Source organism: Acidovorax sp. JMULE5, from assembly GCF_013376875.1.
GTDB classification, from domain to species: domain Bacteria; phylum Pseudomonadota; class Gammaproteobacteria; order Burkholderiales; family Burkholderiaceae_C; genus Acidovorax; species Acidovorax facilis.
The window spans coordinates 3,606,486-3,619,613 of the sequence record NZ_CP035951.1; the positions used below are offsets into that span (position 1 = coordinate 3,606,486).

The following is a 13,128-nucleotide window of genomic DNA, read 5'->3' on the forward strand; positions in this document are numbered from 1 at the left end:
GCTCTCCTGTAGCTGTGCGGGGATTTTCTTTCAAGGCAGCTGCGGGGGGACAGCCCGCCCATCCGCCACAAGGCACTGCCCAGCGCCAACCTGTCTTCGGCATGCGACACTACTGTATGTCTCAACAGGTGTGGGCCGCGCAGGCCCTTGAATCTTTCGATGCGGTGGTGTCAGCCACCGAGGGTTTTCGCAGCCGTGCCGGCCAGCGGCTGATGGCCGAGCAGGTGGCGCGCACGTTCAGCAGCGCCACGCTGGGCAAGGTGGATGAAGAAAGTGGTGAAGACGCGCCCACGCGGTCCATCGCCGTGATCCAGGCGGGCACGGGCGTGGGCAAGTCGCTGGCCTACTGCGCGCCTGCCATTGCGCTGGCGCTGTCGCGCGGCACGCGGGTGCTGATCTCCACGGCCACGGTGGCGCTGCAAGAGCAGCTGGTCAACAAAGACCTGCCCGCGCTGGCCGCGCTGCTGCCCCAGCCCTTCAAGTTTGCGCTGGCCAAGGGGCGCGGCCGCTATGTGTGCAAGCTCAAGCTCGACCGCCTGGCGGGCACGGGCGAGGCGGAAGAAGAGGGCGAAGACGACCTGTTTGCCGAAGAGGAAGCCGCCGCCCGCGCCAAGCGCCCCCGGCACGAGACCGAGGCGCGCATCCAGTTCTATTCGACGATGTCGCAGACGCTATCGAAAGGCGCGTGGGATGGCGACCGCGACAGCCTGGACACGCCGCCCGAGCCCGAGGTGTGGAGCCCCGTGGCGGCCGAGGGTGCCTCGTGCACCGGCAAGCATTGCCCCGCCTTCAGCCAGTGCACCTACTACGACAAACGCAAGGAGCTGGTGGGCGCGCAGGTGATCGTGGCCAACCACGACCTGCTGCTGTCGTCGCTGGGCGCCCGTGTGCTGCCCGAGCTGGACAACTGCCTCCTGGTGCTGGACGAAGCCCACCATCTGCCTGCCACGGCACTCGACCAGTTTGCGTGCAGCATGGACCTGTCGCGCATCACCTGGATCGAGCGCCTTGCCAGCCGGGGCCTGCGCATTGGCGCGCTGCTGGAGGTCGAAGAGATTGCCGACATCCCCAAACATTCGGCCCAGCTGCGGCAGACGCTGCAGGACCTGGCGCGCATCGTGATGGATGTGTATGGCGCCCAGCTCAAGAGCCAGCCCAGCGCCTGGGGCCCGGCGCGCGTGCGCGTGCCACGCGGCGAATTGCCCGAACAGCTCATTGCCCCGCTGGGCCTGCTGGCCGCCAGTGCCGAAGGCTTCCTCGATGCCCTGCGCGCCATCAGCAAAGCCCTGCGCGCCGAGATGCGCGACAAGCCCGACGAGGCCAAGCGCCTGTCCACGCTGTATGCACAAATTGGCATGCTGGCCCCGCGCCTGGAAGAGCTGCACGCCACCGCGCAACTGCTGCTGCAGGATGCGCCCGAAGGCGCGGTGCCCGCCGCCAAATGGTTCACGCTGGAGGTGGATGGCGACTTCATCGTGGTCAAGGCGCACGCCAGCCCCATCCTGCCCGGCACCACGCTGCGCAACCACCTGTGGAGCGCGGTGCGCGGTGCGGTGCTGACCTCGGCGACGCTCACCAGCTGCGGGCACTTTGATTTCTTCTTGCGCGAGGCGGGCCTGCATGGCGACGAGGCAGCCACCACGCTCGAAGTGCCCAGCCCCTTCAACTACGCCGCGCAGGGCACGCTGATTGCAGCCGAGACGCGCGCCGACCCCAAGAACGCCGCGCAGTTCACCACCGAAATGGTCGATGCGCTGCTGCACGACATTGCCCGCGTGGAATACGGCGCGCTGGTGCTGTTCACCTCGCGCGAGCAAATGCGCCAGGCGGTGGACGCATTGCCCACCGCCATGCGCAGCGTGGTGCTGGTGCAGAACGCACTGCCGCGCACGCAGTTGCTCAAACGCCATCGTGAGCGGGTGGAAAACGGCGAGCCCTCGGTCATCTTTGGCATGCAGTCGTTTGGCGAGGGGCTGGATTTGCCGGGACGGCTGTGCGAGTCGGTCTTCATCACCAAGCTGCCCTTTGCCCCGCCCGACGACCCCGTGGGCGAAGCCCGCGCCGAATGGCTGCGCGCCGTGGGCCGCGACCCCTTCAGCGAACTGGTGGTGCCCGCCACGGCCATTCGTCTGGCGCAGTGGGTGGGCCGCGCGATTCGCACCGAAGAAGACATGGCGCATGTGTACTGCTACGACAAGCGCCTGACGCGCACCAGCTACGGCCAGCGGCTGCTCAAAGGGCTGCCACCGTTTGCGCTGGAGCAACGCGCGCCGCTCTGAAGCGGCGACACTTTGCGCACCGATTTCACAACCACTACAACAACGACAGAGAGGACCCCACCATGCCCCACACCACCCCTGCCTGCCCCCAATGCGGCCTGGAGAACACCTACCCCGATGGCAGCAACTATGTGTGCCCTGACTGCGCGTTTGAATGGCCGCAGGTGGCTGATGCAGCGGACACAGACGCCGATGCAAGCGACGGCATCGTCCGGGATGCAAATGGCAACCCGCTGGCCGACGGCGACGCGGTGATCCTGGTGAAGGACCTCAAGGTCAAGGGTTCGTCGTCCACGCTCAAGAAGGGCACCAAGATCAAGAGCATCCGCTTGGTCGACGGCGCCGATGGCCACAACGTGGACTGCAAGACCGACCTGGGCAGCATGCTGCTGAAGTCGGAGTTTTTGAAGAAGGCGTGAAGCGCCTTCCCTCCACCTGGCGCACCACGCTTTACCGTGACAGCACGGCAGGTGCTGCGCAAGGCGGAGGCACCGGTGCAGCCGCACGGACAGCATAGGTAACGCCCGGTCCTGACCCATCCTGTCTGGGCGGGTAGGACGGATGTCGGACAAGCGCCCACGCAGAGGCGGGCAGGGGGACGACGCGGCGCATGGCGCGGGCGGCCTAGAGTCGTAGCACCCCCTCCATTTCACGGAAGCCCCCCATGCACCACGACACCCCCGGCCACGAAACCTTGTGGAAGCTCATCAAGGACATTCGATTTGGCATGCTCACGCACCGCACCTCCACGGGCATGCTGCACGCGCACCCGCTCACCACGCAAAACCGCCAATTTGACGAACACGGCGAGTTGTATTTCTTCATCCCCAAGTCGGGCGAGCTGTACGAACGCCTGCTGACCGATGGCGAAGTCAACGTGTCGTATGCCAACCCGGACGATGACAGCTACGTGTCGCTGTCAGGCCAGGCCCGCGCTGTGGACGACCATGCGCAAAAACAAGCCCTGTGGTCCCCCATGGCCCAGGCGTGGTTCCCGGGTGGCGTGTCCGACCCCAACCTGGCATTGCTGGCCGTGCGCATCCGCCATGCCGAATACTGGGATGTGGATGAAAGCAAGATGGTGCAGCTCTTCAAGATGGCCAAGGCCGCCATCACGGGCGAGCCACCGCGCAGCCTGGGCGAGCACAAGGAACTGACCTTGTACTGAGAGGCTGAGCGGCAGGCCCCCGGGCGGCTGTTTCCCCAAGGTGGGGCAGGGGCCGGAGGCACGCCGCACCCTGCCGCGATGCCGGGAGCACCGTCAGCGTCTTGCACAGAAATTCAAGAAAAAATGGGCTCCAGCGCCTTCCTATCAAGCGCTAGAAGCTACATATTTCATAGCAAAACCACCGAACCATGGAGCCCAGGGGCTCCTTTTTCTTTGGGCCACAGCTCTTGAAACAGCGCGCCAAGGCATCCACATGCCATCCATACACCATCCCATTGGATGTTTTATGGAGTTTCCCCGATGAACAACATCGTTCCCATCGCCCCGTCGCGCGGCAAGGTGCCCGAGTCCGAGAAGGTCACGATCAACCTGGGCTTCGTGGACCTGGGCCACATTGACCTCCTCGTCTCCGAAGGCTTTTACGCCAACCGCACCGACTTCATCCGCACCGCCATCCGCAATCAGTTGACTGCCCAGAACGACGCCGTGCGCCAGGTGGTGGCCCGCAAGATGCTTGTGCTGGGGCTGCAGCGTTTTGGCCGGGCCGAGCTGGAGGCCGTATTGGCGGCGGGCCAGGCGCTGGAGATCCGCGTGCTGGGCCTGGCCAGCATCGACGACGACGTGCCGCCCGCCCTGGCGCAGGCCACGATTGCCTCGGTGACGGTACTGGGCGCGTTCCATGCCAGTGCGGCCGTCAAGGCCGCCCTGGCCGGGCGCATGCATTGAACACCACCGACCCGGACCGCAGCGCACCGCTGCCGGACGCACCAACCACCAAGGAGTCCCCATGGACTGGAACCTCAATCTCAAGCGCCTGATGGGCGAAGCCACCCAGCTGGTGCGCAGTGGTCAGCTGGCCGACGCCACGCGGGCCATCCAGCAGACCCTGGGCGCAGCCGTGGCGCGCCACAGCAACGAACCGACACCTGCCAGCGCAGGGGCTACGCCGTTGCAAGCGCCATCACCCGCAGGTGAAGAGGCCCCACGCTGGCGCAATGCCAACACCGCGCAAGACGTGGAAGACGCCGTGGTCATCGACCGCAGCGCCCCCACCCCCCAGGCCGAGCCAAAGGCCCCCACAGCACCACGCCCCGCCGCCAGCAATCACCCGCTGGCTGAGCCGCCCGGCAGCTTCACCCGCGTGGTCTTCACCCACGCCGATGCACGGCGCCACCCGCACCACTACCACCTCTACGTGCCCCCGGGCGCCACGGCTGGCACCCCCATGCCGCTGGTGCTGATGCTGCACGGCTGCACGCAGAACCCCGTGGACTTTGCCACCGGCACGGGCATGAACGACGCCGCCGCCCCCGCCAACGCCCTGGTACTGTACCCGGAGCAACCCCACAGCGCCAACCCCAACGGCTGCTGGAACTGGTTTCGCCCCGGCGACCAGCACCGGGGCAGCGGCGAACCCGCGCTGCTCGTCGCCATGCTGCAGGACGTGATGGCGCGCCACCCGGTGGATGCGCAACGCGTCTACGTGGCGGGCCTGTCGGCTGGCGGCGCCATGGCCGCACTGCTGGGCCGCGAGTACCCCGAGCTGTTTGCCGCTGTGGGCGTGCACTCTGGCCTGCAGGCGGGCGCGGCGCACAACGTGATGGGCGCGCTGTCGGCCATGAAAAACGGCGCCAAACCCGGAGCCGCCACCCACCCCACCGCCGAGGCCCCTGCACTGCCGCCTCCGCCGATGATCGTGTTCCATGGCGACGCCGACACCACCGTGCACGCCCACAACGGCGAGCAACTGGTCCAGGCCACGCTCACCGCCCTGGCCACCGCCCCAGGCGGTGCAGCACAGACGGTGGAGGCCGTGCACACGGGCCAGTCCACCAGCGGGCAGGGCTACACGCGCAGGGTATATGCACGGCCAGGCCCGGCCTCTTCCAGCAGGGCATCGCCCAGCCCCGTGGTGGCAGAACACTGGGTGCTGCACGGCGCAGGACATGCGTGGGCCGGCGGGCATGCGGGCGGCAGCCACACCGACCCGCGCGGCGTGGCTGCCACGCAGGAGATGCTGCGGTTTTTTCTGGAGCATCCGCGCGCTGCGAGGGATTGATAAGCACCCGCGCAAGATCGCGCAGAACATTCAATAGGTGACGGTGATGCCGGCATCCCTGGCGCCAACGCGAACATGCTCCGATTCAAGATCCGTCTTGAGAACGGCCTTGGTGCCACCGGCGGGCACCGTAAACGGATTGCCGTAGCCGGCCGATCCCTTGATCGCGCTGCTGTAGTTTCCAGAGCCCGCCGGATTCTGATAGTCGACGTGCACGCTGGCCCGGGCAAGTGGAGCGGTAATGCTCATGCCGTTGGAGTTGCCGAGATCGATTTCGCGGGTGGTGTCTTGGGCGATGGTGACGGTGGTAGCCATGTGGAACTCCTCAAAGATGAAGCTCGACGATGTGTCGGGCCGGGGGAGTCAATGTAGGCAGCCGAATGCGCGCTGACGATTACAGGCCATTACAGGGCGCCAAGAAAAGGCTCTTCGTGCCAGAGAGTCTCGCCACCGTGTGCGATGGCATCACCCCCCCACCGCGACTCCTCAGTCTTTGGTGCGCCCGGCTAAGGCGACGCTGAACAAGTCCCCGCGATGGCGCGCGCCATGGTTTGGGATGGGATGCAAGGCGCAAACCACAGCGATAGCCGTAGCTATCGCGAGGATTTGCAACGCGGCAGACCGCCCAAAGCAGGGATGCGCGGTGCGCGAGGGACTTGTTCAGCGTTGCCCTAATGCGCGAGGTCGCGCACCACGCCTTCGAGCCCCTGAACCACGCGGGCCAGCCGGTCGAAATCCACCTTGTCCGGGGTGTCCTGGCGGGTGTGATAGTGCGGATAGCGGTAGGGGGCGGTGTCGGTCACCATCAACGCGGGATAGCCTGCGTCGAGGTAGGCCGCGTGGTCTGAATAGTCCACGCCGGGGATGCGCCGGGGCGCCGCAATGCCCTCGGATGGAAACACAGCGAGGGACCGAAAGGACCGCACCACCTTGCGCACCAGACCCAGGTCGCCAGGCGTCGCCACAAAAGCAATGAAATCGCCCTGCGTGGGGTAGAACTGGTTCAGGGGCCACGGGTACTTCTGCGACCCTGCAACGTCCGAAAAATAGCCCATGGTCTCCAGCGACAGCATGGCCGTCACCGGCACACCCTTGGCTTTCAGCGCCTGGGCGTGCACATGGCTGCCCATCAGCGGGGTTTTGAAATAGGGTGGCTCCTCGTTGGTGTAGAGCACCAGCATCACATCCGACTGCGCCGTGGCACCCAGATGTTTGAGGCTTTGGGCCAGCGCCAACACCGCAGCGGTGCCCGTGGCGTTGTCGTTGGCGCCCGGCGTTTCACGCGCCGAATCGTAGTGGGCGCCCACCACAATCACGCGCTGGCCGGGTGCGCTTTGGCTGGGGACCGTGACCTCCAGGTTGCGCACCTTCACGCCCGACGCCAGGAACTCCTGGCGCAGAACCTGGTAGCCGTAAGACTCCAGCTCCGACTCCAGATAGTTCGCCACCGCTTCCAAGGCCGCAGGGTAGTGGACGTTGTGCTCCTGCGCCGCGATGGCCTGGACGTGCTGGCGCAACTGCTGCGCCAGCGCCTGCTGCGCAGCACTGGCGGCTGGGAGCGCGCCACGGTGCGAGCTGCCCGGCATGGTGGTGAACACCAGTATGGCCGCCAGAAGCAGGCCAAACACGGCGGCGAGGGCGCCGGTGATACGCAGGAGACTTTGCCCCACACGCAGGGTAATCTGTGAAATTTTCATGGGCCTTTTTTCTATTTACTGCCAGGCAGCGCACACCCGTGGGGTTGCGCAGCTGCGCGGAGTCCCAGCTCCTTTCATTTATCCAGAAAGTGCGCGGGGCAGTGTAGAACACGCGTCCCCACCCGACTCACGCAGCGACGGTCAAGCACAGCGGCACAATCCTTTCTTTTTCGCACCCACCCCCATGCCCCCCATCGCCGTCATCGACTTTGAAACCACCGGCATCTCGCCCGGCCAGGGCGCGCGTGCGACTGAAGTAGCCATCGTGCTGCTCGAAAAAGGCCAGGTGGTGGACCGGTTCCAGAGCCTGATGAAAACCGGCGCGTGGATACCGTCGTTCATCACCCAGCTCACCGGCATTACCAACGCGATGGTGAACGCCGCGCCCGATGCGGCGGGGGTGATGCAGGACGCGGCGCGTTTTGTGGGCGATGCGCCCATGGTGGCGCACAACGCTTCGTTTGACAGCAAGTTCTGGCAGGCCGAGCTGGCCCTGGCCGGGCTGCCCGCGCCGCAGCCGTTTGCGTGCACGGTGCTGCTGTCGCGGCGGCTGTACCCGCAGGCGCCCAGCCACAAGCTGGGCTCGCTGGTGGACTACCACGGCCTGCCGCGCACGGGCCAGGCGCACCGGGCGCTGGCCGATGCCGAGATGGCCGCTGCGCTGCTGGCGCGCATGCAGCACGACCTGCGCACGCGTTGGAGGGTGGCGGAGCCCAGCTACACGCTGCTGCAAACGCTGCAGCGCTGCGCCAAGCCCAAGGTGGGGGCGCTGCTGGCGCAGCATGCGGTGGAATGATGGAGCGTGGCCCGCGCACCAATTTGCTATTTAATTTATAGCTACAAGCGCTTTATGGGAAAGCGACAGGGTCACTTTTTACTTATAAGCCCCGGGCAAATTCCGTGTGCTGAGGTCGTCCAGCTGCATGAGCAGTGCGGTGCGTTCATGCAGTGCCACGGTTTTCCAGTCGCGTCCGCTGAGCGCACCTTCCAGGGCCCACAGCAGGTTGAGGCTGGGTTGCTGGCCAGCCTGGCGCACAGCCACAAAGGCGGGAACGGCGCCCAGCGCACGCAATGCTGCGGGGGTGCAAATGCCCGCAGCGTGGAGCATGCGCTCAGACGCTGGGCCCAGGTTGGGCAAGGCTCGCAGCGGTGGATCTTCGGGTGGGCTGGCGGTCATGGGCGGCATGATGGCGGCGCGTGGCAATCATCGCAAGCCCCCACACAGCGAGTACATCGGGCGCCCTGCCCATAATCCGCAGCAACAAATGCGGGGGCGATGCAGCCTGCTGACATCGCACTACCTGCACGCAGATTCACGATGACATGAAAGGCTTTTCCATGGCGTATCTGGTACTTGGACTGGTGCTGTTTCTGGGTGTGCATTCGGTGCGCATCGTGGCCGATGGCTGGCGCACGCAGACGCTGGCACGCATGGGTGAGATGCCGTGGAAGGGGTTGTATTCACTGGTCTCCGCCGTGGGCCTGGCACTCATCGTGTGGGGCTATGGCTTGGCGCGGCAGCAGCCGGTGGTGCTGTGGGTGCCGCCCATTGGCATGCGGCACGCTGCGTCGCTGCTGACGCTCATTGCCTTCATCCTGCTGGCCGCCACCTACGTGCCGCGCAATGCCATCAAGGCCCGGCTGCACCACCCCATGGTGCTGGGCGTGAAGGTGTGGGCGCTGGCACATTTGCTGTCCAACGGCAACCTGGCCGATGTGTTGCTGTTTGGCAGCTTTTTGCTGTGGGCCGTGCTGAGCTTTCGGGCCGCACGGCAGCGCGACCGGGCGATGAACACCGGCTACGCGCCCGGCACTGCGGCGGGCACGGGCGTGGCCGTGGTGGTGGGCGCTGTGGCCTGGGTGGGCTTTGCGTTCTGGGCGCATGCCTGGCTGATCGGCGTTGCGCCTCTCGCGCGGTAGGGCGGCAGGGGCTTGGCGCAGCACTGCAGGACCAAATCCCGGAGAATCCGCGCTTTCCGTTTTTGTTTTCTTTCCCATTGCCTTTTCACACTGAGCCTTCTGCATGACCGACGCAACCACCTCCACCACGCCACCCCCCTTGCCCGATCACCTGTCGGTGGACCCCCGCAGCCCGCACCATGTGGCGGAGGTGTTCAAGCACGACATCGGCATCCGCTTCAACGGCAAGGACCGCAGCGATGTCGAGGAATACTGCGTCAGCGAGGGCTGGGTGAAAGTGCCCGCAGGCAAGACGGTGGACCGCAAGGGCCAGCCATTGATGATCAAGCTCAAGGGCAAAGTCGAAGCGTTCTACAAATAGGCCGTGGCCACCGAACCCGCCCACTGGGTGGTGCACTGCGACGGCAGCGCCGTGCCCAACCCCGGGCGCATGGGGCTGGGGGCAGTGCTGGTGGGGCCCGGTGGGGCCACGCAACACACCATTTCTGAAGCCACGACCTTCACCGGTTGCAACAACGAGGCCGAACTGCGCGCGCTGCTGCGGGCGCTGCAGTGGCTGGAACCCCAGGTGGTGGCGACGGCAACCACCGTGCAGGTGCTCAGCGACAGCAGCGTGCTGGTGGAGCAACTGGGCAAGCAGGCCGTGGCGCCTATCGAGCGGCTGGCACCGCTGTTTGACGAGGCGCGCCGTGTGCTGCAGCGGTTTGCACAGGTGGACCTGCAATGGGTTCCCCGCCACCGCAATGGGGCGGCCGATGCGCTGGCGCGGGCCGCGCTGGGTCTGGCGCCCAAGGTGGCCACGCCACACGGCCGCACCCAGAAGCGGCGGCGCTGATCCTGCCCTGCTCCGGCCTGCTTCACGCAGCGCGCCGGCTGGAAGTCATGTCCATCACGCTCGCGCTCGCGCCAGCAGCAAGGCCTTTTCCTGCGCATTGCGCGTCAGGCTGGCGGCCCGTTCAAACTCTGCACAAGCTTCCGTCAGGCGCCCCAGCTTGGCCAGCAGGTCGCCCCGCACACTGGGCAGCCAGTGGTAGTGGCGCAGGCTGGGTTCTGCGGCCAGTTCATCCACCAGGGCCAGTGCTGCGGCCGGACCCAGGGCCATGCCCACCGACACGGCGCGATTGAGAGCGACCACAGGCGAGGGCGCCACCTGCAGCAGTGCGTCATACAGCGCCACGATATGGTGCCAGTCGGTGTCTTGGGCTCGGTGCGCGCGCGCATGGCAGGCCGCAATCGCACCCTGCAGCGCATAGGGCCCCCAGGCATGGCCCACGCGTGCCAGCTGCTCGGCCTTGTCGAGGGCTGCCAGCCCCCGGCGCACCAGCAGGTGGTCCCAGCGCGCACGGTCCTGGTCCATCAGCAGCACGGGCTGGCCTTGTGCGTTGGTGCGTGCGGGCAGGCGGGAGGCCTGGATTTCGAGCAGTGCCACCAGCCCCTGCACCTCGGGCTCATCGGGCACCAGGCTGGCCAGCACGCGCACCAGTCGCTGCGCCTCGCCGCACAAAGCGGGGCGCATCCAGTCATCGCCCGCCGTGGCGGCATAACCTTCGTTGAAGATGAGGTAGATCACCTCCAGCACCGAGGCCAGTCGCGGCGCGCGCTCCGCGGGGCCGGGCACTTCAAACGGAACGTGGGCCGCAGACAGGCTTCGCTTGGCGCGAACAATGCGCTGGGCCACGGTGGGCTCGGGCACAAGAAACGCGCGTGCGATCTCAGCCGTGGTGAGCCCGCCCAACAGCCGCAAGGTGAGCGCCACACGCGCCTCGGTGGGCAGCACGGGGTGGCAGGCGGTGAAGATGAGGCGCAGCAGGTCGTCGCCAATGTCGTCCTGCTGTGCGTGCATCAGGGTGTCCACCACGTCGGGCGCGTACTGCGCTTCGAGCGCTTCGAGGTCGTGGCCCAGGGCTTCGTTCTCGCGCGTGTGCAGCGCCTGCTGGCGAAGGTGGTCGATGGCGCGGCGCTTGGCCGTGGTCATCAGCCACGCCGCCGGGTTGGCGGGCAGGCCGGTGGTGGGCCAATGCTCCAGCGCTGCCACCAGGGCGTCCTGCGCCAGTTCCTCGGCCCGGCCCACGTCCCGTGTCATGCGCGCCACGCTGGCAATGATGCGCGCAGCCTCGATGCGCCACACCGAGTCGATGCTGCGGTGCAGGGCATCGCGGTCGGGAACGGCAGAGGGGGTCACGCGATGAAGTTGTGAAAGAGTCTGGCGTACCCGAGCGGGCCGCACAAACGTGCGCCATCAAGGCGCAAAGCGCAGCCATAGCTCGGGCTATGGCGAGCATTTGCAACGCCGAGGGGGTGCGTTTTTGCGGGACGAGCGGGCATGGCAGGCTCCTTCACACCTTCTCAGCCCAGCGCCTTGCTGGCGTCCACCATGTGCACAAACTCCCAGGTGTGGCCATCCAGGTCGTCAAAGCTGCGCGAGTACATGAAGCCCAGGTCCTGCGCGGGGCGGGGTGTGGTGCCGCCCGCAGCCACGGCCTTGTCCACCAGCGCATCGACTTCTGCACGGCTTTGGCAAGAGAAGCACACCAGCACCTCGGAGGTGGTGCGTGCATCGGCAATCGTCTTGCTGGTGAAGGTCTGGTAGAAGTCCTTGATCAGCAGCATCACGAAGAGGTTTTCGCCCACCACCAGGCAGGCGCCCTGGTCGTTGGTGAACTGGGGGTTGAAGTCATAGCCCAGTGCGCGGAAGAACGCCTGCGAGCGGGTCATGTTCTCGATGGGCAGGTTCACGAAGATTTGTGGGTGCATGAGGTGCTCCTGAGGAGTAAGGAAGGTAAAGCGAAACGAAAGGTTTTGCAAAGCGCAACAGGGGATGGGGCTCAGCCGGCAGGCTTTTGCGCCACAGCCTGCAGGTTGACCAGGCCGTCTTCAAAGTCCTGGCCCACCATGCGGTCCATGTTGAAAACCAGGTGCGCAATCTTGGCCAGGTAGGGCACAGGGCCATGCATGGCCCAGGTGACGCGGGTGGTACCTGCCCCTTCGGGCTGCAGCATGAACTCGACCTGGTTGTGGGCTTCGAACGGGGCCACAAAGTCGAGCTTCATCGCCACGCGCGCCGGGGCCGTGGCATCGACGATCTCCATGCTGCCGGTGCCCACCTTGTCGCCCTGCCACGCATAGCGCGCGCCAGGGCCGATGGTGTTGGCGCTGTACTCGCCCTTGGCGGCGGGGTCCTTGCGTTCATACGGGTTCCAGGTGTTGAACTGGCGCAGGTCGTGGATGAGGCCGTACACACGCTCGGGCGGGGCGGAGATGAGGCGGCTGCGCTCCACGCGGAAGGTGTCGGGGCGGGTGGCAGCAAACGCCAGGAAAAGTCCCAGCGCCGCCAGCAACACAAGGGCAATGGTCTTGATCATGGTAGAGGGTCCTCCCGGTTGGTTTCAGCCGCGCATCGCTTCGAGGTCGTGGAATTTCTCCACGCCTTCGACGCCGGCAAAGTCCTCCATCTCAAAGAGCTGGCGCACTTCGATCTCGGCATCGAGCCCTTCTCCGCGCGGATTGGGAAAGCGGCGCGTCCATTCCAGCGCCTCGCCCTTGCTGCGCACCTGGATCAGGGTGTAGCCGGCAATGAGTTCCTTGGTTTCGGTGAACGGCCCGTCGGTCACGGTGCGGCCGCTTCCGCTGTAGCGCACCCGCCAGCCTTGCGCGGTGGGCTTGAGCCCGCTGCCGTCAAGCAGCACGCCCGCATGGGCGAGTTCCTCGTGGTAGCGGGCCATCTCGGCCATCAGGGCGGCGGTGGGCATACAGCCTTGTTCGGATTCGGCGGTGGCTTTGACGATGATCATGAATCGCATGGGGATCTCCTGAAAGTGATGGGTTGAGGGCCCATTGGCGGACCTTCACCTGCACGACGAACGAAGGCCTGGCTGATCGACAGGACAGTTCAAAAAATCAGGGTAACTACGTAGAAAAAAGTCGCCAAGGTGTCAGGCGCAGCCCAAGGTGTGGGGCATTTGCCAAGGCGTGCAAATGGTTACGCGCCCGGCCAGACACCCTCGG

At 66.0% G+C, this 13,128-nt stretch carries 16 protein-coding genes; 9 read left to right on the plus strand and 7 right to left on the minus strand.

Translation table 11 applies throughout. The features are described 5' to 3' along the window. Positions 1-116: 116 nt before the first annotated feature. The 5 genes from dinG (at position 117) to EXV95_RS16430 (ending at position 5,506) form a co-directional block, all read left to right on the plus strand. Positions 117-2,279, plus strand: a complete 2,163-nt coding sequence (gene dinG / locus EXV95_RS16410) for an ATP-dependent DNA helicase DinG (RefSeq protein ID WP_176887646.1) — start codon at positions 117-119, stop codon at positions 2,277-2,279. A 62-nt stretch (positions 2,280-2,341) separates the two neighbouring features. After that, positions 2,342-2,698: a zinc ribbon domain-containing protein YjdM gene (locus EXV95_RS16415; RefSeq protein WP_055401180.1), complete on the plus strand. Its 357-nt coding sequence runs from the start codon at positions 2,342-2,344 to the stop codon at positions 2,696-2,698. Positions 2,699-2,943: 245 nt separating this feature from the next. Then, positions 2,944-3,447 carry a pyridoxamine 5'-phosphate oxidase family protein gene (locus tag EXV95_RS16420; protein WP_121421727.1) on the plus strand — a complete coding sequence of 168 codons (504 nt, stop codon included), beginning with the start codon at positions 2,944-2,946 and terminating at the stop codon, positions 3,445-3,447. A 300-nt stretch (positions 3,448-3,747) separates the two neighbouring features. Continuing rightward, the gene (locus EXV95_RS16425) at positions 3,748-4,173 is read left to right on the plus strand and encodes a CopG family transcriptional regulator (RefSeq protein ID WP_121421728.1); all 426 of its coding nucleotides are present in this window, start codon (positions 3,748-3,750) and stop codon (positions 4,171-4,173) included. A gap of 61 nt (positions 4,174-4,234) precedes the next feature. Continuing rightward, complete coding sequence (locus EXV95_RS16430) at positions 4,235-5,506, plus strand: PHB depolymerase family esterase (protein WP_176887647.1); 1,272 nt, start codon at positions 4,235-4,237, stop codon at positions 5,504-5,506. Between the two features lie 30 nt (positions 5,507-5,536). Here EXV95_RS16430 and EXV95_RS16435 read toward each other — a convergent pair whose 3' ends face one another. Next, a complete protein-coding gene (locus EXV95_RS16435; protein WP_176887648.1) occupies positions 5,537-5,821 on the minus strand; it encodes a hypothetical protein in 285 nt (94 codons plus the stop codon). A 356-nt stretch (positions 5,822-6,177) separates the two neighbouring features. Further along, positions 6,178-7,203: a M28 family peptidase gene (locus EXV95_RS16440; protein ID WP_218135466.1), complete on the minus strand. Its 1,026-nt coding sequence runs from the start codon at positions 7,201-7,203 to the stop codon at positions 6,178-6,180. A 184-nt stretch (positions 7,204-7,387) separates the two neighbouring features. Between EXV95_RS16440 and EXV95_RS16445 the strand changes: the two genes are divergently transcribed. Beyond that, positions 7,388-7,999 (plus strand): PolC-type DNA polymerase III, encoded by a 612-nt coding sequence (locus tag EXV95_RS16445; protein ID WP_176887649.1) that lies wholly within the window; start codon positions 7,388-7,390, stop codon positions 7,997-7,999. 78 nt (positions 8,000-8,077) lie between these two features. On the opposite strand, the gene EXV95_RS16450 is transcribed toward EXV95_RS16445, so the two are convergent. Beyond that, positions 8,078-8,380, minus strand: coding sequence for a TfoX/Sxy family protein (locus tag EXV95_RS16450; RefSeq protein ID WP_176887650.1), 303 nt, complete (start codon positions 8,378-8,380; stop codon positions 8,078-8,080). Positions 8,381-8,541: 161 nt separating this feature from the next. Here EXV95_RS16450 and EXV95_RS16455 point away from each other — a divergent pair, with 161 nt between their 5' ends. The 3 genes from EXV95_RS16455 (at position 8,542) to EXV95_RS16465 (ending at position 9,958) form a co-directional block, all read left to right on the plus strand. Continuing rightward, positions 8,542-9,123: an NnrU family protein gene (locus tag EXV95_RS16455; RefSeq protein WP_055393683.1), complete on the plus strand. Its 582-nt coding sequence runs from the start codon at positions 8,542-8,544 to the stop codon at positions 9,121-9,123. Positions 9,124-9,226: 103 nt separating this feature from the next. Further along, positions 9,227-9,484 (plus strand): DUF3297 family protein, encoded by a 258-nt coding sequence (locus EXV95_RS16460; protein WP_010464995.1) that lies wholly within the window; start codon positions 9,227-9,229, stop codon positions 9,482-9,484. Positions 9,485-9,553: 69 nt separating this feature from the next. Beyond that, positions 9,554-9,958, plus strand: coding sequence for a ribonuclease HI family protein (locus EXV95_RS16465; RefSeq protein WP_121422968.1), 405 nt, complete (start codon positions 9,554-9,556; stop codon positions 9,956-9,958). A gap of 54 nt (positions 9,959-10,012) precedes the next feature. Here EXV95_RS16465 and EXV95_RS16470 read toward each other — a convergent pair whose 3' ends face one another. The 4 genes from EXV95_RS16470 to EXV95_RS16485 all read right to left on the minus strand — a co-directional run bounded on the left by EXV95_RS16470 (position 10,013) and on the right by EXV95_RS16485 (position 12,923). After that, the gene (locus EXV95_RS16470) at positions 10,013-11,305 is read right to left on the minus strand and encodes an RNA polymerase sigma factor (RefSeq protein WP_176887651.1); all 1,293 of its coding nucleotides are present in this window, start codon (positions 11,303-11,305) and stop codon (positions 10,013-10,015) included. Positions 11,306-11,469: 164 nt separating this feature from the next. Next, positions 11,470-11,877, minus strand: coding sequence for a VOC family protein (locus EXV95_RS16475; RefSeq protein WP_176887652.1), 408 nt, complete (start codon positions 11,875-11,877; stop codon positions 11,470-11,472). 71 nt (positions 11,878-11,948) lie between these two features. Next, complete coding sequence (locus tag EXV95_RS16480) at positions 11,949-12,485, minus strand: SRPBCC family protein (RefSeq protein WP_176887653.1); 537 nt, start codon at positions 12,483-12,485, stop codon at positions 11,949-11,951. Positions 12,486-12,509: 24 nt separating this feature from the next. Beyond that, positions 12,510-12,923 (minus strand): YciI family protein, encoded by a 414-nt coding sequence (locus tag EXV95_RS16485; RefSeq protein WP_176887654.1) that lies wholly within the window; start codon positions 12,921-12,923, stop codon positions 12,510-12,512. Between the last annotated feature and the right edge of the window lie 205 nt (positions 12,924-13,128).

Bases quoted from the DNA above. Each gene is read 5' to 3' on its own strand.
- EXV95_RS16445 (WP_176887649.1), top strand. From the start codon at position 7,388: ATGCCCCCCATCGCCGTCATCGACTTTGAAACCACCGGCATCTCGCCC.
- EXV95_RS16415 (WP_055401180.1), top strand. From the start codon at position 2,342: ATGCCCCACACCACCCCTGCCTGCCCCCAATGCGGCCTGGAGAACACC.
- EXV95_RS16455 (WP_055393683.1), top strand. From the start codon at position 8,542: ATGGCGTATCTGGTACTTGGACTGGTGCTGTTTCTGGGTGTGCATTCG.
- EXV95_RS16420 (WP_121421727.1), top strand. From the start codon at position 2,944: ATGCACCACGACACCCCCGGCCACGAAACCTTGTGGAAGCTCATCAAG.
- EXV95_RS16460 (WP_010464995.1), top strand. From the start codon at position 9,227: ATGACCGACGCAACCACCTCCACCACGCCACCCCCCTTGCCCGATCAC.
- EXV95_RS16450 (WP_176887650.1), bottom strand. From the start codon at position 8,380: ATGACCGCCAGCCCACCCGAAGATCCACCGCTGCGAGCCTTGCCCAAC.
- EXV95_RS16480 (WP_176887653.1), bottom strand. From the start codon at position 12,485: ATGATCAAGACCATTGCCCTTGTGTTGCTGGCGGCGCTGGGACTTTTC.
- EXV95_RS16435 (WP_176887648.1), bottom strand. From the start codon at position 5,821: ATGGCTACCACCGTCACCATCGCCCAAGACACCACCCGCGAAATCGAT.
- EXV95_RS16485 (WP_176887654.1), bottom strand. From the start codon at position 12,923: ATGCGATTCATGATCATCGTCAAAGCCACCGCCGAATCCGAACAAGGC.
- EXV95_RS16425 (WP_121421728.1), top strand. From the start codon at position 3,748: ATGAACAACATCGTTCCCATCGCCCCGTCGCGCGGCAAGGTGCCCGAG.
- EXV95_RS16440 (WP_218135466.1), bottom strand. From the start codon at position 7,203: ATGAAAATTTCACAGATTACCCTGCGTGTGGGGCAAAGTCTCCTGCGT.
- dinG (WP_176887646.1), top strand. From the start codon at position 117: ATGTCTCAACAGGTGTGGGCCGCGCAGGCCCTTGAATCTTTCGATGCG.
- EXV95_RS16430 (WP_176887647.1), top strand. From the start codon at position 4,235: ATGGACTGGAACCTCAATCTCAAGCGCCTGATGGGCGAAGCCACCCAG.
- EXV95_RS16465 (WP_121422968.1), top strand. From the start codon at position 9,554: ATGGGGCTGGGGGCAGTGCTGGTGGGGCCCGGTGGGGCCACGCAACAC.
- EXV95_RS16475 (WP_176887652.1), bottom strand. From the start codon at position 11,877: ATGCACCCACAAATCTTCGTGAACCTGCCCATCGAGAACATGACCCGC.